The 15299-nt window shown below is 48.3% G+C and carries 30 protein-coding genes and 1 pseudogene; all 31 read left to right on the plus strand.

Features of this window, described 5'->3' with window-relative positions:
• Positions 1-132 (plus strand): annotated as a pseudogene (gene tuf / locus RN22_RS24760) (elongation factor Tu); the annotation flags it as partial.
• A gap of 229 nt (positions 133-361) precedes the next feature.
• Positions 362-553, plus strand: a complete 192-nt coding sequence (locus RN22_RS18080) for a bacterioferritin-associated ferredoxin (protein WP_002541409.1) — start codon at positions 362-364, stop codon at positions 551-553.
• Positions 554-635: 82 nt separating this feature from the next.
• Positions 636-1118 carry a bacterioferritin gene (gene bfr / locus RN22_RS18085; protein ID WP_002541410.1) on the plus strand — a complete coding sequence of 161 codons (483 nt, stop codon included), beginning with the start codon at positions 636-638 and terminating at the stop codon, positions 1116-1118.
• A 406-nt stretch (positions 1119-1524) separates the two neighbouring features.
• Positions 1525-1836 (plus strand): 30S ribosomal protein S10, encoded by a 312-nt coding sequence (gene rpsJ, locus RN22_RS18090; protein ID WP_002541412.1) that lies wholly within the window; start codon positions 1525-1527, stop codon positions 1834-1836.
• Between the two features lie 14 nt (positions 1837-1850).
• The gene (rplC, locus tag RN22_RS18095; protein WP_002541413.1) at positions 1851-2480 is read left to right on the plus strand and encodes a 50S ribosomal protein L3; all 630 of its coding nucleotides are present in this window, start codon (positions 1851-1853) and stop codon (positions 2478-2480) included.
• A 16-nt stretch (positions 2481-2496) separates the two neighbouring features.
• The gene (gene rplD / locus RN22_RS18100; RefSeq protein ID WP_002541414.1) at positions 2497-3099 is read left to right on the plus strand and encodes a 50S ribosomal protein L4; all 603 of its coding nucleotides are present in this window, start codon (positions 2497-2499) and stop codon (positions 3097-3099) included.
• Complete coding sequence (gene rplW / locus RN22_RS18105) at positions 3096-3398, plus strand: 50S ribosomal protein L23 (RefSeq protein WP_002541415.1); 303 nt, start codon at positions 3096-3098, stop codon at positions 3396-3398. The genes rplD and rplW overlap by 4 nt, the downstream gene beginning before the upstream one ends.
• A gap of 19 nt (positions 3399-3417) precedes the next feature.
• The gene (gene rplB / locus RN22_RS18110) at positions 3418-4242 is read left to right on the plus strand and encodes a 50S ribosomal protein L2 (RefSeq protein ID WP_002541416.1); all 825 of its coding nucleotides are present in this window, start codon (positions 3418-3420) and stop codon (positions 4240-4242) included.
• 20 nt (positions 4243-4262) lie between these two features.
• Positions 4263-4541: a 30S ribosomal protein S19 gene (rpsS, locus tag RN22_RS18115; protein ID WP_046306435.1), complete on the plus strand. Its 279-nt coding sequence runs from the start codon at positions 4263-4265 to the stop codon at positions 4539-4541.
• 11 nt (positions 4542-4552) lie between these two features.
• Positions 4553-4885 (plus strand): 50S ribosomal protein L22, encoded by a 333-nt coding sequence (rplV, locus tag RN22_RS18120; protein WP_002541418.1) that lies wholly within the window; start codon positions 4553-4555, stop codon positions 4883-4885.
• 19 nt (positions 4886-4904) lie between these two features.
• Positions 4905-5594 carry a 30S ribosomal protein S3 gene (rpsC, locus tag RN22_RS18125; RefSeq protein ID WP_002541419.1) on the plus strand — a complete coding sequence of 230 codons (690 nt, stop codon included), beginning with the start codon at positions 4905-4907 and terminating at the stop codon, positions 5592-5594.
• Positions 5595-5605: 11 nt separating this feature from the next.
• Positions 5606-6016 carry a 50S ribosomal protein L16 gene (rplP, locus tag RN22_RS18130; RefSeq protein ID WP_002541420.1) on the plus strand — a complete coding sequence of 137 codons (411 nt, stop codon included), beginning with the start codon at positions 5606-5608 and terminating at the stop codon, positions 6014-6016.
• Positions 6016-6207, plus strand: a complete 192-nt coding sequence (gene rpmC / locus RN22_RS18135; protein WP_002541421.1) for a 50S ribosomal protein L29 — start codon at positions 6016-6018, stop codon at positions 6205-6207. The genes rplP and rpmC overlap by 1 nt, the downstream gene beginning before the upstream one ends.
• The gene (gene rpsQ, locus RN22_RS18140; protein WP_002541422.1) at positions 6207-6461 is read left to right on the plus strand and encodes a 30S ribosomal protein S17; all 255 of its coding nucleotides are present in this window, start codon (positions 6207-6209) and stop codon (positions 6459-6461) included. Before rpmC ends, rpsQ begins: the two co-directional genes overlap by 1 nt.
• Before the next feature lie 160 nt (positions 6462-6621).
• Positions 6622-6993, plus strand: coding sequence for a 50S ribosomal protein L14 (gene rplN, locus RN22_RS18145; protein WP_002541423.1), 372 nt, complete (start codon positions 6622-6624; stop codon positions 6991-6993).
• Positions 6994-7005: 12 nt separating this feature from the next.
• On the plus strand, positions 7006-7317 hold the full coding sequence (rplX, locus tag RN22_RS18150; RefSeq protein WP_002541424.1) for a 50S ribosomal protein L24: 312 nt from the start codon (positions 7006-7008) through the stop codon (positions 7315-7317).
• A gap of 21 nt (positions 7318-7338) precedes the next feature.
• Positions 7339-7878 carry a 50S ribosomal protein L5 gene (gene rplE / locus RN22_RS18155; protein WP_002541425.1) on the plus strand — a complete coding sequence of 180 codons (540 nt, stop codon included), beginning with the start codon at positions 7339-7341 and terminating at the stop codon, positions 7876-7878.
• 17 nt (positions 7879-7895) lie between these two features.
• Complete coding sequence (gene rpsN, locus RN22_RS18160; protein WP_002541426.1) at positions 7896-8201, plus strand: 30S ribosomal protein S14; 306 nt, start codon at positions 7896-7898, stop codon at positions 8199-8201.
• Positions 8202-8224: 23 nt separating this feature from the next.
• Positions 8225-8617 carry a 30S ribosomal protein S8 gene (gene rpsH, locus RN22_RS18165; protein WP_002541427.1) on the plus strand — a complete coding sequence of 131 codons (393 nt, stop codon included), beginning with the start codon at positions 8225-8227 and terminating at the stop codon, positions 8615-8617.
• Between the two features lie 10 nt (positions 8618-8627).
• Positions 8628-9161, plus strand: coding sequence for a 50S ribosomal protein L6 (gene rplF / locus RN22_RS18170; RefSeq protein WP_002541428.1), 534 nt, complete (start codon positions 8628-8630; stop codon positions 9159-9161).
• A 9-nt stretch (positions 9162-9170) separates the two neighbouring features.
• Positions 9171-9524 (plus strand): 50S ribosomal protein L18, encoded by a 354-nt coding sequence (gene rplR / locus RN22_RS18175; protein ID WP_002541429.1) that lies wholly within the window; start codon positions 9171-9173, stop codon positions 9522-9524.
• A 13-nt stretch (positions 9525-9537) separates the two neighbouring features.
• Complete coding sequence (gene rpsE, locus RN22_RS18180) at positions 9538-10035, plus strand: 30S ribosomal protein S5 (protein ID WP_002541430.1); 498 nt, start codon at positions 9538-9540, stop codon at positions 10033-10035.
• A gap of 6 nt (positions 10036-10041) precedes the next feature.
• The gene (gene rpmD / locus RN22_RS18185) at positions 10042-10221 is read left to right on the plus strand and encodes a 50S ribosomal protein L30 (protein ID WP_002541431.1); all 180 of its coding nucleotides are present in this window, start codon (positions 10042-10044) and stop codon (positions 10219-10221) included.
• Positions 10222-10226: 5 nt separating this feature from the next.
• Positions 10227-10661: a 50S ribosomal protein L15 gene (rplO, locus tag RN22_RS18190; RefSeq protein WP_002541432.1), complete on the plus strand. Its 435-nt coding sequence runs from the start codon at positions 10227-10229 to the stop codon at positions 10659-10661.
• 22 nt (positions 10662-10683) lie between these two features.
• Complete coding sequence (gene secY / locus RN22_RS18195; protein ID WP_002541433.1) at positions 10684-12009, plus strand: preprotein translocase subunit SecY; 1326 nt, start codon at positions 10684-10686, stop codon at positions 12007-12009.
• Between the two features lie 26 nt (positions 12010-12035).
• A complete protein-coding gene (gene rpmJ, locus RN22_RS18200; RefSeq protein WP_000868186.1) occupies positions 12036-12149 on the plus strand; it encodes a 50S ribosomal protein L36 in 114 nt (37 codons plus the stop codon).
• A gap of 147 nt (positions 12150-12296) precedes the next feature.
• Positions 12297-12653, plus strand: a complete 357-nt coding sequence (rpsM, locus tag RN22_RS18205; protein WP_002541533.1) for a 30S ribosomal protein S13 — start codon at positions 12297-12299, stop codon at positions 12651-12653.
• Positions 12654-12672: 19 nt separating this feature from the next.
• A complete protein-coding gene (rpsK, locus tag RN22_RS18210; RefSeq protein WP_002541534.1) occupies positions 12673-13062 on the plus strand; it encodes a 30S ribosomal protein S11 in 390 nt (129 codons plus the stop codon).
• A gap of 30 nt (positions 13063-13092) precedes the next feature.
• Positions 13093-13713: a 30S ribosomal protein S4 gene (rpsD, locus tag RN22_RS18215; protein WP_002541535.1), complete on the plus strand. Its 621-nt coding sequence runs from the start codon at positions 13093-13095 to the stop codon at positions 13711-13713.
• A 23-nt stretch (positions 13714-13736) separates the two neighbouring features.
• Positions 13737-14726, plus strand: a complete 990-nt coding sequence (gene rpoA / locus RN22_RS18220) for a DNA-directed RNA polymerase subunit alpha (protein ID WP_002541536.1) — start codon at positions 13737-13739, stop codon at positions 14724-14726.
• 35 nt (positions 14727-14761) lie between these two features.
• Positions 14762-15148 (plus strand): 50S ribosomal protein L17, encoded by a 387-nt coding sequence (gene rplQ, locus RN22_RS18225; RefSeq protein WP_002541538.1) that lies wholly within the window; start codon positions 14762-14764, stop codon positions 15146-15148.
• The last annotated feature ends 151 nt before the right edge of the window (positions 15149-15299 follow it).

A 15299-nucleotide genomic window follows, 5' to 3' on the forward strand; every position in this document is an offset into this window, starting at 1 on the left:
ATGCCAGGCGACAACATCCAAATGGTTGTTGAGCTGATTGCACCAATCGCGATGGACGAAGGCCTGCGCTTCGCTATCCGTGAAGGTGGCCGTACCGTAGGTGCGGGTGTTGTTGCTAAGATCCTGGCTTAATTCTTATTAAGCTTTGATTAGCACAATGCTAGAAAAAGGACGCTTCGGCGTCCTTTTTCATTTCTGACGACCGCAGACATCTCCTTAGCATCACCTGCCTGTGATATTCCTTCAAAACTTGTCTTCGTTGTTTTCTTTTATTCTTCGCTAATCAATCGAAGAAACGAATTGGTAATGCTAACAATTCTCGTTTATATTGTTTATTAGATTAGTAGAGGAAGATACAAAGATGTACGTTTGTCTGTGCCATGGAATTTCTGATAAAACACTGAAAAAACTTGCTTATGAGCAAGGGGTTGATGATATCCGTGAAATCAGAAAATTGACGCCTCTTGGCTCGCAGTGTGGCAAATGTATACGTCCTGCGAAGGAAATCCTTCAAGAAGCAGCGTTAAATCCTCTCTACAAGAAAGTTGGCTAAGTGCCTCTTGTCTAATATCTGACATTGACCACACTTCATTCGGTTCTACTTTTAATAGATGCCGAAAAGAGGAGTGCGCGATATGAAATCAGATCCAAAAATCATCCAACATCTCAACAAAATTCTGGGCAACGAACTTGTTGCTATCAATCAGTATTTCCTTCATGCCCGAATGTACAAGGACTGGGGATTGAAAGCGATTGCTGATAAAGAATACGAAGAGTCTATCGATGAGATGAAACATGCGGATGATTTGATAGAGCGTATCCTTTTCCTCGAAGGCATACCTAACCTGCAAGATCTGGGTAAATTGCGCATAGGTGAAGATACCAAAGAAATGCTAGAGTGCGATTTAGCGTTGGAAATGGATGCTATTCCTGATCTGCGTGATGCCATTGAATACGCTGAGAGTGTGCGTGATTATGTTTCGCGCGACCTGTTCCAGGATATTCTGGAAGAGGAAGAAGAACATGTTGATTGGCTGGAAACTCAGCTGGGACTTATCGATAAAGTAGGTATCCAGAATTACAATCAAGCGCAAATGATTGAATGTGATGACTCTTGAGCAAGATTTTGAATGAGGATAAAGGGAGCCCAAAAGAGGCTCCTTTTTTGTACCTACGCCAAAGCCAGAGACCGCAGTTTTACTCGCTTATCTAACGCCTGATTATTTTTTAAACGCCACTTGCAAAGCAAATTGTGATCTGTATAATGCCCGCACTGCCTGAGACATTTGCTCTCAAGCGTGCAGTTGTGAACCAATGAGCACAGGAGGAAGACCCATCGTTGTAGGCTCAGCCTGATGAGGTCGGTAATGTATACTCCGCTTATGTTCGCAGTCATATAAAATGGCTGACAATGTACCAGATATTGGTACTACGGTTTCACATAAATCAATCGACATTCCCTTATCTAGATAAGGTTGAGTGGCGATATTGTTTGTGTAATTTTTTAATTTGGAGCTCTGTCTAATGCAGAACCAACGTATCCGTATCCGCCTGAAGGCTTTCGATCACCGTTTGATCGATCAGTCTACTGCGGAAATCGTTGAAACCGCTAAGCGCACTGGTGCGCAGGTGAAGGGTCCAATCCCTCTGCCAACTCGCAAAGAGCGCTTCACCGTTCTTATCTCTCCGCACGTAAACAAAGATGCACGTGACCAGTACGAAATCCGTACTCACAAGCGTCTGATCGACATCGTTGAGCCAACAGATAAAACTGTTGACGCTCTGATGCGTCTTGACCTTGCTGCGGGCGTTGATGTTCAAATCAGCCTGGGTTAAGAGGGGAGTTAATAATGATTGGTCTAGTCGGTCGTAAAGTGGGCATGACTCGCATCTTCACTGAAGAAGGCGTTTCTATCCCTGTAACCGTTGTAGAAGTAGAAACTAACCGTGTTACTCAGGTACGTACTCCTGAAGTAGATGGTTACTCTGCTATCCAAGTAACTTCAGGCGCTAAGAAAGCAAGCCGCGTAACTAAGCCAGAAGCTGGTCACTTTGCGAAAGCAGGTGTTGAAGCTGGCCGCGGTCTGTGGGAATTCCGTCTGGAAAACGGCGAAGATTTCGAAGTAGGCGCTGAGCTGAACGTAGATCTGTTCGCTGAAATCAAAAAAGTAGACGTTACTGGCACATCTAAAGGTAAGGGCTTCCAAGGCGCTGTTAAGCGTTGGAACTTCCGTACTCAAGATATGACCCACGGTAACTCCTTGTCTCACCGTGCTCCTGGTTCTATCGGTCAATGTCAGACTCCAGGTCGCGTATTCAAAGGCAAGAAAATGGCAGGTCACATGGGTGCAGAGCAGGTAACTACTCAAAACCTTGAGATCGTACGTGTTGACGCTGAGCGCAAACTGCTTCTTATCAAAGGTGCAGTACCAGGTGCGACTGGCAGCAACGTGATCGTTAAACCAGCCGTTAAAGCGTAACGTCGAGGAGATAGTAATGGAATTGGTAGTAAAAGGCGCTGACGCGCTGACTGTTTCCGAAACTACCTTCGGGCGTGAGTTCAACGAAGCTCTGGTTCACCAAGTAGTAGTTGCATACGCAGCTGGTGCCCGTCAAGGTACTCGTGCGCAAAAGACTCGTTCAGACGTATCAGGTGGCGGTGCTAAGCCATGGCGTCAGAAGGGTACTGGTCGCGCTCGTGCAGGTACAATCCGTAGCCCAATCTGGCGCTCGGGTGGTGTAACTTTCGCTGCGCGTCCTCAGGACCACAGCCAGAAAGTTAACAAGAAAATGTACCGTGGTGCTATTAAAAGCATCCTGTCTGAGCTGGTTCGTCAAGAGCGTCTGATCGTTGTTGATAACTTCTCAGTAGAAGCACCAAAAACTAAAGAGCTGATCGCTAAGCTGAAAGAGCTTGAGCTGTCTGAAGCTCTGATCGTAACTGCAGAAGTTGATGAGAACCTGTTCTTGGCAGCGCGCAACCTGTACAAGGTTGATGTTCGCGATGCAGCAGGCATTGACCCAGTTAGCCTGATCGCTTTCGACAAAGTAGTTATGACTGCAGCTGCAGTTAAGCAAGTTGAGGAGATGCTGGGATGATCACTGAAGAGCGTATCCTGAAAGTTCTGCGTGCTCCGCACATCTCTGAAAAAGCAACCATGGCTGCTGAAAACGGTAACACTATCGTTTTCAAAGTAGCGATGACTGCGACTAAGAGAGAGATCAAAGCAGCAGTTGAGAAACTGTTCGAAGTTGAAGTGAAGTCTGTAAATACTCTTATCACTAAGGGTAAGACCAAACGTCAAGGTATGCGCCAAGGCCGTCGTTCAGACGTGAAAAAAGCGTACGTTATCTTGAAAGAAGGTCAAGACATCGACTTCGCTGGCGGCGCTGAGTAAGACGGAGGAGTAACAGAAAATGGCAATTGTTAAATGTAAGCCTACTTCACCGGGTCGTCGTCACGTTGTTAAGATTGTAAACGCTGACCTGTACAAAGGTAAGCCTTACGCACCACTGCTGGAGAAAAACTCTAAGTCTGGTGGTCGTAACAACAACGGTCGTATCACTGTACGTCACATCGGTGGTGGTCATAAGCAACACTACCGTGTAATTGACTTCAAACGTACTAAAGACGGCATCCCAGCGAAAGTTGAGCGTCTGGAATACGATCCAAACCGTAGCGCGAACATCGCACTGGTTCTGTACGCAGACGGTGAGCGTCGTTACATCATTGCACCTAAAGGCCTGAAAGCTGGCGACCAGATCCAATCTGGTTCAGATGCTGCGATCAAAGTAGGCAACAGCCTGCCAATGCGCAACATCCCAGTAGGTTCTACAGTTCACAACGTTGAACTGAAGCCTGGTAAAGGTGCTCAGCTGGCTCGTTCAGCTGGTGCATACGCACAAATCGTAGCTCGCGATGGCGCATACGTAACTATTCGTCTGCGTTCTGGTGAGATGCGTAAAGTTCTTTCTGAAGGTCGTGCGACCATCGGTGAAGTTGGTAACGCAGAACACATGCTGCGTGAACTGGGTAAAGCAGGTGCTACTCGCTGGAAGGGCGTTCGTCCAACAGTACGTGGTGTTGCAATGAACCCAGTAGACCACCCACACGGTGGTGGTGAAGGTCGTACTTCGGGCGGTCGTCACCCAGTATCTCCTTGGGGTATGCCTACTAAAGGCTTCAAGACCCGTAAGAACAAACGTACCGACAAGTACATCGTACGTCGTCGTAACAAGTAATTTATATCAGAGGATAAGCCATGCCACGTTCTCTCAAGAAAGGTCCTTTTATTGACCTGCACTTGCTGAAGAAGGTAGAGAAAGCGTTGGAAAGCGGTGACAAGAAGCCTGTTAAGACTTGGTCCCGTCGTTCAATGATCATCCCTCAGATGATCGGTTTGACCATCGCTGTCCATAATGGTCGTCAGCACGTACCTGTTTTCATCACTGATGAGATGATCGGTCACAAGCTGGGCGAATTTGCACCAACACGTACTTATCGCGGCCACGCTGCTGATAAGAAAGCTAAGAAGCGTTAAGGAGTTAAGATATGGAAGCTATTGCTAAACATCGCTTTGCTCGTATTTCGCCTCAGAAAGCACGTTTGGTAGCAGACCAAGTGCGCGGTAAAAACGTTGCACAAGCAATTGAACTTCTGACTTTCAGCGACAAAAAAGCTGCTGATCTGATCAAGAAGGTGCTGGAGTCTGCAATTGCAAACGCTGAGCATAACGAAGGCGCAGACATCGATGATCTGTCTGTAGCAAAAATCTTCGTTGACGAAGGCCCAGTCATGAAGCGCATCATGCCTCGTGCAAAAGGCCGTGCCGATCGCATCTTGAAGCGTTCTAGCCACATCACTGTTGTTGTAGCAGACCGCTAAGAGACGAGGAGAGAAAGCAATGGGTCAAAAAGTACATCCTAATGGTATTCGTCTTGGCATCTGTAAGCCTTGGAATTCCACTTGGTTTGCTAACAGCCAAGATTTCGCTGACAACCTAGACGGCGACTTCAAGGTACGTCAGTTCCTGACTAAAGAACTGTCTAAAGCGTCTGTTTCTCGTATCGTTATCGAGCGTCCTGCGAAGAGCATCCGTGTGACTATCCACACTGCTCGCCCAGGCGTTGTTATCGGTAAGAAAGGCGAAGACGTAGAAAAACTGCGCGCTCGCGTTGCACAGCTGGCAGGTGTTCCTGCTCAAATCAACATCGCAGAAGTACGCAAGCCTGAGCTTGACGCACAACTGGTTGGTGACAGCATCGCGTCTCAGCTAGAGCGTCGTGTTATGTTCCGTCGCGCTATGAAGCGTGCGGTACAGAACGCAATGCGTCTGGGTGCCAAGGGTATCAAAGTGGAAGTAAGCGGCCGTCTTGGCGGTGCTGAAATCGCTCGTACCGAGTGGTACCGTGAAGGCCGTGTGCCACTGCACACTCTTCGTGCTGACATTGATTACGCAACTTCTTCGGCTCACACCACTTACGGTGTAATTGGTATTAAAGTTTGGATCTTCAAAGGTGAAGTTCTGGGCGGCATGCCAGTAGCAGAGCCACAGGCTGACAAGCCTAAGAAGCAGCGTAAAGGCCGTAAGTAAGGAGTCTATCGATGCTTCAACCAAAACGTACTAAGTTCCGCAAGACTCATAAGGGTCGTAACCGCGGTCTTGCTGCAGGTACTGACGTAAGCTTCGGTACCTTCGGCCTGAAAGCTGTTGGTCGTGGTCGTATCACTGCGCGTCAGATCGAAGCTGCACGTCGTGCTATGACTCGTCACATCAAGCGTCAGGGTCAAATCTGGATCCGTGTGTTCCCAGACAAGCCAATCACTACCAAACCTCTGGAAGTTCGTCAGGGTAAAGGTAAGGGTTCTGTGAGCTACTGGGTTGCACAAATCCAACCAGGTAAAGTCCTGTACGAGATGGATGGTGTTTCTGAAAGCCTTGCTCGCGAAGCATTCGAGCTGGCTTCTCGTAAACTACCTATCAAAACCACTTTCGTAACTAAGGCGGTGATGTGATGAAAGCACAAGAACTTCGCGAAAAGAGCGTAGAGCAGCTGAATGAAGAACTGCTGGGTCTGCTGCGTGAGCAATTCAACCTGCGCATGCAAGCGGCTACTGGTCAACTTCAGCAAACTCACACTCTGAAGAACGTTCGTCGCGATATCGCACGTGTTAAAACCGTTCTGAACCAGAAGGGCAACGCATAATGAGCGACAAAATCCGTACTCAACAAGGTCGTGTAATTAGCGACAAGATGGATAAATCTATCGTTGTTGCTATCGAACGCCAGGTGAAACACCCAATCTACGGTAAATTCATCAAGCGTACGACTAAACTGCACGCTCATGACGAAAACAACGAGTGCGCACAAGGCGATACCGTTGAGATCCGTGAGTGCCGTCCACTGTCTAAGACTAAGTCTTGGACTCTGGTACGCGTAGTTGAGAAAGCACGCCTGTAAGGCAAGCTTTCCAGCGATAAAAAACAAAGCGGCTCCCATTTCGGAGCCGTTTATTTTTTATCTACCCATCTTCAAAAAATAGTGTTATTATTCGCCGCCCTTGTAATGAGGCAGCCCGACCCGAGATGGGTCTAGATGTAATAACAGCGGAGCACTAACAATGATCCAAATGCAAAGTATGCTGGATGCAGCCGATAACTCCGGCGCTCGCAGCGTAATGTGTATTAAGGTGCTGGGTGGTTCACACCGTCGCTACGCCCATATCGGCGACGTCATCAAAGTTACCGTTAAAGATGCAATCCCACGCGGTAAAGTTAAAAAAGGTGATGTCCTGAAGGCGGTTGTAGTTCGCACCCGTAAAGGCGTTCGTCGTCCAGATGGCTCTGTCATTCGCTTCGACCGTAATGCTTGTGTATTGTTGAACAACACTACTGAGCAACCAGTCGGTACCCGTATCTTTGGTCCTGTGACACGCGAACTTCGTGGCGATAAGTTCATGAAGATTGTGTCTCTGGCGCCAGAAGTTCTGTAAGGAGCGGTTAAAATGGCAGCTAAAATCCGTCGTAACGACGAAGTTATCGTTCTTGCCGGTAAAGACAAAGGCAAGAAAGGTAAAGTAAGTAAGGTTCTGACCACTGGTAAAGTTATCGTTGAAGGTATCAACCTGGTTAAGAAACACCAGAAGCCTGTTCCGGCTCTGGGCATCCAAGGCGGCATCGTAGAAAAAGAAGCTGCAGTGGACGTTTCTAACGTTGCTATCTACAACGCGGCAACTGGTAAAGCAGACCGTGTAGGCTTCCGATTCGAAGACGGCAAAAAAGTTCGTTTCTTCAAATCGAATGGCGAAATTATTTAAGTAATTCTGGAGTAGTACACTATGGCGAAACTGCATGATTACTACAAAGAGACTGTTGTAAAAGAACTGGCTGAAAAGTTCGAATACAAGAGTATCATGCAAGTCCCAAGGATCGAAAAGATCACCCTGAACATGGGTGTGGGCGAAGCAATCAACGACAAAAAACTGCTTGAGAACGCAGCATCTGACCTGGCATCAATCACAGGTCAAAAGCCGCTGATCACTAAAGCACGTAAGTCTGTTGCTGGCTTCAAGATCCGTGAGGGCTACCCAATTGGCTGTAAAGTAACCCTGCGTGGCGAGCGTATGTGGGAATTCCTAGAGCGTCTGATTTCAATCGCTCTTCCACGTGTGCGTGACTTCCGTGGCGTTAGCTCGAAATCATTCGACGGTCGCGGTAACTATAGCATGGGCGTTCGTGAGCAAATCATCTTCCCAGAGATCGACTACGACAAAGTAGATCGTATCCGTGGTCTTGATATTACTATCACTACCACAGCGGCGACTGATGAGGAAGGTCAAGCTCTGCTGGCTGCCTTTAACTTCCCATTCCGTAAGTAAGGTGAAGGGTTACTGTAATGGCTAAGCAATCAATGAAAGCGCGTGAAGTAAAACGCGCGAAGCTGGTAGCAAAGTTCGCTGAGAAGCGTGCTGCACTGAAAGCTATCATCAAAAACGTTAACGCGTCTGAAGAAGAGCGTTGGGATGCAGTCCTGAAGCTTCAAACTCTACCGCGTGATTCTGCTAAGTCTCGTCAGCGTAACCGCTGTAACCAGACTGGTCGTCCACATGGCTACCTGCGCAAATTCGGCCTGAGCCGAATCAAGGTTCGTGAAGCTTGCATGAAAGGCGAGATTCCGGGTCTGCGTAAGGCGAGCTGGTAATTGAATCACGGGAGTAAAGACTTATGAGCATGCAAGATCCGATTTCGGATATGCTGACCCGCATCCGCAACGGTCAGGCAGCAACTAAAGTTGCTGTTAAGATGCCTTCGTCAAAGCTGAAAGTGGCAATTGCTGAGCTGCTGAAAGCTGAAGGTTATGTGGCTGACTACGCTGTTTCTGGCGAAGTTAAGCCTGAGCTGGAAGTTACTCTGAAGTACTTCGAAGCTAAACCAGTTATCGAGCAAATCCAACGTGTAAGCCGTCCAGGTCTGCGCATCTATAAGAAAAAAGATGAGCTGCCTTCTGTAATGGGTGGTCTGGGTATTGCTGTAGTATCAACTTCTAAAGGTTTGATGACCGACCGTGCAGCTCGCAAAGCGGGTCTGGGCGGCGAAATCATCTGCTACGTAGCGTAAGGAGTAGGAAATGTCTCGTGTTGCAAAAGCACCCGTAGTAATTCCTGCCGGCGTAGAGGTGAAACTGAACGGTCAGGAAATCACTGTTAAAGGTAGCAAGGGTGAACTGACCCGCGTTATCAACGACGCAGTGGAACTAAGCCAAGAAGACAACGCTGTGAAGTTCGCGCCACGCGAAGGTATTGCTAAAGCAAACGCTCAAGCAGGTACCGCACGTGCACTGGTGAACAACATGGTTGTTGGTGTTACTGAAGGCTATACCAAGAAACTGATCCTGAAAGGTGTTGGTTATCGTGCAGCAATGAAAGGTAACTCAGTCGCTCTGACTCTGGGTTTCTCTCACCCTGTTGAACATGAACTGCCTGCAGGTATCAAAGCAGAATGCCCAAGCCAAACTGAAATTGTTTTGACTGGTACAGACAAACAATTGGTTGGTCAAGTAGCTGCTGACATCCGCGCATACCGTCAGCCTGAGCCTTACAAAGGTAAAGGTGTTCGTTACGCTGACGAAGTTGTGCGTACTAAAGAAGCTAAGAAGAAGTAAGGTAACACTATGGATAAGAAAATTGCTCGTATCCGTCGTGCGACCCGAGCGCGTCGCAAGATTGCTGAACTGGGTGCGACTCGCCTAGTGGTACACCGTACTCCACGTCATGTGTACGCACAGGTTATCGCGGCAAATGGCTCCGAAGTAATCGCAGCTGCTTCTACCGTAGAAAAAGCGATCCGTGAGCAAGTGAAGAGCACCGGTAATAAAGAAGCCGCAGCAGCAGTAGGTAAAGCTATCGCTGAGCGTGCGAAGGAAAAAGGCATCGAATCTGTTGCTTTTGACCGTTCCGGTTTCCAATACCACGGCCGTGTGGCTGCACTGGCAGATGCTGCCCGTGAAGCTGGTCTGAAATTCTAAGGTAGGCGGAAAGATGGCTAACGATAAACAACAAAGTGATTTGCATGAGAAGCTGATTGCTGTTAACCGTGTTTCTAAGACGGTTAAAGGTGGTCGCATCTTCAGCTTCACCGCTCTGACTGTAGTTGGTGATGGCAATGGTCGTGTAGGTTTCGGTTACGGCAAAGCCCGTGAAGTACCTGCAGCGATCCAAAAATCAATGGAAAAAGCGCGCCGTAACATGGTTACCGTTGCGCTGAACGAAGGTACTCTTCACCACGCTGTTAAAGGCCGCCACACTGGTTCTAAAGTGTACATGCAGCCTGCATCAGAAGGTACGGGTATCATCGCAGGTGGTGCGATGCGTGCGGTTCTGGAAGTTGCGGGTGTTCGCAACGTTCTGGCAAAAGCATACGGTTCTACTAACCCAATCAACATCGTTCGTGCAACGATCGATGGCCTGGGTGGTATGAAGTCTCCAGAAATGGTAGCTGCTAAGCGCGGTCTGCCAGTTAACGAAATTCTGGGGTAATTCGACATGGCTAAAACTATCAAAGTAACTCAGACTCGTAGCTCAATCGGTCGTTTGCCGAAACATAAAGCTACCCTGCGTGGCTTGGGCCTACGTCGCATCAACCACACTGTTGAACTTGAAGATACTGCTTGCGTACGCGGCATGATCAATCAAGTTTACTACATGGTTAAAGTGGAGGAGTAATCACAATGCGTCTGAATACTCTATCTCCGGCTGCGGGTTCAAAGCCTTCTAAGAAGCGCGTTGGCCGTGGTATCGGTTCAGGCCTGGGCAAAACTGGTGGCCGTGGTCACAAAGGTCAGAAATCACGTTCAGGTGGTTCTGTACGCCCAGGTTTCGAAGGCGGTCAAATGCCTTTGAAACAGCGTCTGCCAAAATTTGGTTTTACTTCTCGCAAGAGCCTGACTGCAGCTGAAGTTCGCCTGAGCGAACTGGCTAAAGTTGAAGGTGACGTAGTAAGCCTTGAGACACTGAAAGCTGCAAACGTAATCACTAAAGACATCCGTACGGCGAAAATCGTACTGTCTGGTGAGATTGCACGCTCAGTGACTGTGAAAGGTCTTCGCGTTACTAAAGGCGCTCAAGCTGCAATCGAAGCTGCTGGCGGTAAAATCGAGGAATAATTAGCTCGAGGACGAGGTACAGATGGCAAAACAACCAGGACAAAATTTTAGTAGTGCAAAAGGTGGACTTGCGGAGCTGAAAAGCCGTCTACTCTTTGTGGTAGGTGCGTTGCTCGTATTCCGCGCCGGTTCTTTTGTGCCAATTCCTGGTATTGACGCTGCTGTACTTGCCGATCTGTTCGAACAGCAACAAGGTACCATCATTGAACTGTTTAACATGTTCTCTGGTGGTGCTCTTGAGCGTGCTTCTATCCTGGCGCTGGGCATCATGCCGTATATTTCGGCATCGATTATTGTCCAGCTGCTTACGGTAGTTCATCCAGCTTTGGCTGAGTTGAAGAAAGAAGGGGAGTCTGGCCGTCGTAAGATCAGTCAGTACACCCGCTACGGCACGCTGGTATTGGCAACCTTCCAAGCGATTGGTATCGCTACAGGCTTGCCAAGTATGATTCCGGGTCTGGTGGTAACTCCAGGCCTTGGCTTCTACTTTACTGCTGTTGTGAGCTTGGTCACTGGCACCATGTTCCTGATGTGGTTAGGTGAACAGATCACTGAGCGAGGTATCGGTAACGGTATATCCCTGATTATTTTCGCGGGTATCGTTGCAGGATTGCCATCCGCTATCGGACAAACAGCCGAGCAAGCGCGTCAAGGTGAATTGCACGTGCTTCTTCTTCTGTTGATTGCGGTAATTGCATTCGCAGTAATTGCATTCGTAGTGTTTGTAGAGCGTGGTCAACGTCGAATCGTTGTTAACTACGCGAAGCGTCAGCAAGGCCGTCGTGTCTTCGCTGCGCAAAGCACACACCTGCCATTGAAACTAAATATGGCAGGCGTAATTCCAGCGATTTTTGCATCAAGTATTATCCTGTTCCCAGGCACACTGGCTCAATGGTTTGGTCAGAGTGAACAGTTGGGCTGGTTGGCGGATGTGTCATTGGCACTGAGCCCTGGTCAACCACTGTATGTAATCCTTTATGCTGCTGCGATTATCTTCTTCTGTTTCTTCTACACGGCGTTGGTTTTCAACCCGCGTGAGACAGCAGACAATCTGAAGAAGTCTGGTGCATTCGTACCTGGTATTCGCCCGGGCGAGCAGACTGCGAAGTACATAGATAAAGTGATGACTCGACTGACATTAGCAGGCGCGTTGTATATCACATTTATCTGTCTGATCCCCGAGTTCATGATGATTGCTTGGAACGTACGCTTCTATTTTGGCGGAACTTCCCTACTTATCGTAGTCGTAGTAATCATGGACTTTATGGCTCAAGTTCAGACACATCTGATGTCTCAACAATATGAGTCCGTGTTGAAGAAAGCCAATCTGAAAGGCTACGGCCGCTAACAGATTGACATTTACGGAGTTTAGCAATGAAAGTTCGTGCTTCCGTTAAGAAAATCTGCCGTAACTGTAAAGTTATCAAGCGTAACGGTGTTGTTCGCGTGATTTGCAGTGAGCCAAAGCACAAGCAGCGCCAAGGCTAATAGCAGAATATTTTTCTTGCAAAATTTAGGCAGGCTGGCTACATTAGCCAGCCCACCTTTTGTGTGTGCAAAAGAAGTGGTATAGCCGCTGCGTATCCTAAACGGGCTCTGCAGCGGTTCTTCTTGATAAAGTACTAGGAGTGAATAGTGGCCCGTATTGCAGGCATTAACATTCCTGATCAGAAGCATGCTGTAATCGCACTGACTGCGATCTACGGTATCGGTAAAACCCGTTCAAAAGCTATCCTAGCTGAGACTGGTATTGCTGAAAGCACTAAGATCAGTGAACTAACTGAAGAGCAGATCGATCTACTGCGTGATGGCGTTGCCAAGTACACTGTAGAAGGTGATCTACGTCGTGAAGTTTCCATGAACATCAAGCGTCTGATGGACCTTGGTTGTTACCGCGGTTTGCGTCATCGTCGCAGCTTGCCACTACGTGGCCAGCGTACGAAGACCAATGCTCGTACCCGTAAGGGTCCGCGCAAGCCGATCAAGAAATAATCGGGGTAGGTAAAGTACTATGGCTAAACAACCAAATCGCGCACGTAAACGCGTACGCAAGCAAGTTGCTGACGGCGTAGCGCACATCCATGCGTCTTTCAACAACACAATCGTAACCATTACTGACCGTCAAGGTAACGCTCTAGCATGGGCTACTGCAGGTGGTTCTGGTTTCCGTGGTTCTCGTAAATCAACTCCGTTCGCTGCACAGGTTGCTGCTGAGCGTTGTGGTGAGATGGCTAAAGAATATGGCCTGAAGAACCTGGAAGTTATGGTTAAGGGCCCAGGTCCAGGTCGTGAATCTACTATTCGCGCACTGAACGCGGCTGGTTTCCGTATCACTAACATTGTTGATGCGACTCCAATCCCACATAACGGTTGTCGTCCACCTAAGAAACGTCGCGTATAACGCTGTTTCTTAGAATTCTGGAGAAAGATCATGGCAAGATATTTGGGTCCTAAGCTGAAGCTTAGCCGTCGCGAAGGTACTGACTTGTTCCTGAAGTCAGGCGTACGCGCGATTGATACCAAGTGTAAAATTGATAACGCCCCAGGCGTACACGGCGCACGTCGCGGCCGTCTGTCTGACTATGGCGTTCAGCTTCGTGAGAAGCAAAAAGTTCGTCGTATCTACGGCGTTCTGGAAAAACAATTCCGTAACTACTACAAAGAAGCTGCTCGCATCAAAGGCAACACAGGTGAAAACCTGCTGCAACTTCTTGAAGGTCGTCTAGATAACGTAGTTTACCGCATGGGCTTCGGCGCAACTCGCGCAGAATCACGTCAGCTGGTAAGCCACAAAGCGATCCTGGTAAACGGTAAAGTGGTTAACGTTCCTTCTTTCAAGGTAACGGCCAACGACGTTGTTAGCATTCGCGAGAAAGCTAAGAACCAAGCACGCATCAAAGCAGCTCTTGAAATTGCTGCTCAGCGCGAGCTGCCAACTTGGATCGAAGTAGACAGCAACAAAATGGAAGGCACTTTCAAGCGCCTGCCAGAGCGTTCAGATTTGTCTGCTGACATCAACGAACACCTGATCGTCGAGCTTTACTCTAAGTAAGGCTAAACTAAAGAGAGGACACAATGCAGGGTTCTGTAACAGAATTTCTTAAGCCGCGTCTGGTTGACATCGAACAAGTTAGCTCGACGCACGCAAAAGTAACTCTTGAGCCGCTAGAGCGTGGCTTTGGTCACACCCTAGGTAATGCTCTACGTCGCATCCTACTGTCGTCTATGCCTGGTTGTGCAGTGACAGAAGTAGAAATTGACGGCGTGTTGCACGAGTACAGCACCAAAGAGGGCGTACAGGAAGATATCCTGGAAATCCTGCTTAACCTTAAAGGTCTTGCCGTTAAGGTAGAGGGTAAAGATGAAGTTATCCTAACCCTGAATAAGTCTGGTGCAGGCCCTGTTGTTGCAGGCGACATCACCCACGACGGTGGTGTTGAGATTGCGAACCCAGAACACGTAATCTGCCACCTGACAGATTCAAATGCTGAAATCAGCATGCGAATCAAGGTAGAACGTGGTCGCGGCTACGTACCAGCGTCAGCGCGTATTCACACTGAAGAAGACGAGCGTCCAATCGGCCGTCTGCTTGTAGATGCAACGTTCAGCCCAGTAGACCGTATTGCTTACAATGTTGAAGCAGCACGTGTTGAACAGCGTACCGACCTCGACAAGCTGGTTATCGATATGGAGACTAACGGTACTCTTGATCCTGAGGAAGCTATCCGTCGTGCAGCAACTATTCTTGCTGAGCAACTGGACGCATTCGTAGATCTGCGTGATGTACGAGTTCCTGAAGAGAAAGAAGAGAAGCCAGAGTTCGATCCGATCCTACTGCGTCCTGTAGACGATCTTGAACTAACTGTTCGCTCTGCTAACTGTTTGAAAGCAGAAGCGATCCACTACATCGGTGATCTGGTACAGCGTACTGAGGTTGAGCTTCTTAAGACGCCAAACCTTGGTAAGAAGTCTTTGACTGAAATTAAAGACGTGCTGGCTTCACGTGGTCTGTCTCTGGGTATGCGCCTGGAAAACTGGCCGCCAGCATCAATCGCTGAAGATTAATCAGATTCTGATTACTTAGTTAGAAGGATTAGGTCATGCGCCATCGTAAGAGTGGTCGTCAACTCAATCGCAACAGCAGCCATCGCAAAGCGATGTTCAGCAACATGGCTAGCTCGCTGGTAACTCACGAAGTTATCAAAACTACTCTGCCTAAGGCAAAAGAGCTGCGTCGCGTAATTGAGCCATTGATTACCCTAGCAAAGAACGACAGTGTTGCTAACCGTCGTCTTGCATTCGCTCGTACTCGTAACGACGAAGTTGTAGCGAAGCTGTTCAACGAACTGGGTCCACGTTTTGCCTCTCGTGCAGGCGGTTACACTCGCATTCTGAAATGCGGTGTACGTGCCGGCGATAAAGCCCCTATGGCTTACATCGAGTTGGTAGATCGTCCAGAGACAGCTGCAGAAGAAGCAGCTGAGTAATCTCTCGGTTCGTTCAAATAAGAAGCCAGGCTTTTAGCCTGGCTTTTTATTTATCTACTCATTCATAAAACAGCCTACGCCCCATTTCTTTCTTTATAACTCTTGACGTTAAGGCTTCAGTAAAACAGTCTTTCTACTTCTACTTCTACTT

It is taken from the genome of Grimontia sp. AD028, from assembly GCF_000973155.1.
Classification (GTDB): Bacteria; Pseudomonadota; Gammaproteobacteria; order Enterobacterales; family Vibrionaceae; genus Enterovibrio; species Enterovibrio indicus.

Bases quoted from the DNA above. Each gene is read 5' to 3' on its own strand.
- RN22_RS18080 (WP_002541409.1), top strand. From the start codon at position 362: ATGTACGTTTGTCTGTGCCATGGAATTTCTGATAAAACACTGAAAAAA.
- bfr (WP_002541410.1), top strand. From the start codon at position 636: ATGAAATCAGATCCAAAAATCATCCAACATCTCAACAAAATTCTGGGC.
- rpsJ (WP_002541412.1), top strand. From the start codon at position 1,525: ATGCAGAACCAACGTATCCGTATCCGCCTGAAGGCTTTCGATCACCGT.
- rplC (WP_002541413.1), top strand. From the start codon at position 1,851: ATGATTGGTCTAGTCGGTCGTAAAGTGGGCATGACTCGCATCTTCACT.
- rplD (WP_002541414.1), top strand. From the start codon at position 2,497: ATGGAATTGGTAGTAAAAGGCGCTGACGCGCTGACTGTTTCCGAAACT.
- rplW (WP_002541415.1), top strand. From the start codon at position 3,096: ATGATCACTGAAGAGCGTATCCTGAAAGTTCTGCGTGCTCCGCACATC.
- rplB (WP_002541416.1), top strand. From the start codon at position 3,418: ATGGCAATTGTTAAATGTAAGCCTACTTCACCGGGTCGTCGTCACGTT.
- rpsS (WP_046306435.1), top strand. From the start codon at position 4,263: ATGCCACGTTCTCTCAAGAAAGGTCCTTTTATTGACCTGCACTTGCTG.
- rplV (WP_002541418.1), top strand. From the start codon at position 4,553: ATGGAAGCTATTGCTAAACATCGCTTTGCTCGTATTTCGCCTCAGAAA.
- rpsC (WP_002541419.1), top strand. From the start codon at position 4,905: ATGGGTCAAAAAGTACATCCTAATGGTATTCGTCTTGGCATCTGTAAG.
- rplP (WP_002541420.1), top strand. From the start codon at position 5,606: ATGCTTCAACCAAAACGTACTAAGTTCCGCAAGACTCATAAGGGTCGT.
- rpmC (WP_002541421.1), top strand. From the start codon at position 6,016: ATGAAAGCACAAGAACTTCGCGAAAAGAGCGTAGAGCAGCTGAATGAA.
- rpsQ (WP_002541422.1), top strand. From the start codon at position 6,207: ATGAGCGACAAAATCCGTACTCAACAAGGTCGTGTAATTAGCGACAAG.
- rplN (WP_002541423.1), top strand. From the start codon at position 6,622: ATGATCCAAATGCAAAGTATGCTGGATGCAGCCGATAACTCCGGCGCT.
- rplX (WP_002541424.1), top strand. From the start codon at position 7,006: ATGGCAGCTAAAATCCGTCGTAACGACGAAGTTATCGTTCTTGCCGGT.
- rplE (WP_002541425.1), top strand. From the start codon at position 7,339: ATGGCGAAACTGCATGATTACTACAAAGAGACTGTTGTAAAAGAACTG.
- rpsN (WP_002541426.1), top strand. From the start codon at position 7,896: ATGGCTAAGCAATCAATGAAAGCGCGTGAAGTAAAACGCGCGAAGCTG.
- rpsH (WP_002541427.1), top strand. From the start codon at position 8,225: ATGAGCATGCAAGATCCGATTTCGGATATGCTGACCCGCATCCGCAAC.
- rplF (WP_002541428.1), top strand. From the start codon at position 8,628: ATGTCTCGTGTTGCAAAAGCACCCGTAGTAATTCCTGCCGGCGTAGAG.
- rplR (WP_002541429.1), top strand. From the start codon at position 9,171: ATGGATAAGAAAATTGCTCGTATCCGTCGTGCGACCCGAGCGCGTCGC.
- rpsE (WP_002541430.1), top strand. From the start codon at position 9,538: ATGGCTAACGATAAACAACAAAGTGATTTGCATGAGAAGCTGATTGCT.
- rpmD (WP_002541431.1), top strand. From the start codon at position 10,042: ATGGCTAAAACTATCAAAGTAACTCAGACTCGTAGCTCAATCGGTCGT.
- rplO (WP_002541432.1), top strand. From the start codon at position 10,227: ATGCGTCTGAATACTCTATCTCCGGCTGCGGGTTCAAAGCCTTCTAAG.
- secY (WP_002541433.1), top strand. From the start codon at position 10,684: ATGGCAAAACAACCAGGACAAAATTTTAGTAGTGCAAAAGGTGGACTT.
- rpmJ (WP_000868186.1), top strand. From the start codon at position 12,036: ATGAAAGTTCGTGCTTCCGTTAAGAAAATCTGCCGTAACTGTAAAGTT.
- rpsK (WP_002541534.1), top strand. From the start codon at position 12,673: ATGGCTAAACAACCAAATCGCGCACGTAAACGCGTACGCAAGCAAGTT.
- rpsD (WP_002541535.1), top strand. From the start codon at position 13,093: ATGGCAAGATATTTGGGTCCTAAGCTGAAGCTTAGCCGTCGCGAAGGT.
- rpoA (WP_002541536.1), top strand. From the start codon at position 13,737: ATGCAGGGTTCTGTAACAGAATTTCTTAAGCCGCGTCTGGTTGACATC.
- rplQ (WP_002541538.1), top strand. From the start codon at position 14,762: ATGCGCCATCGTAAGAGTGGTCGTCAACTCAATCGCAACAGCAGCCAT.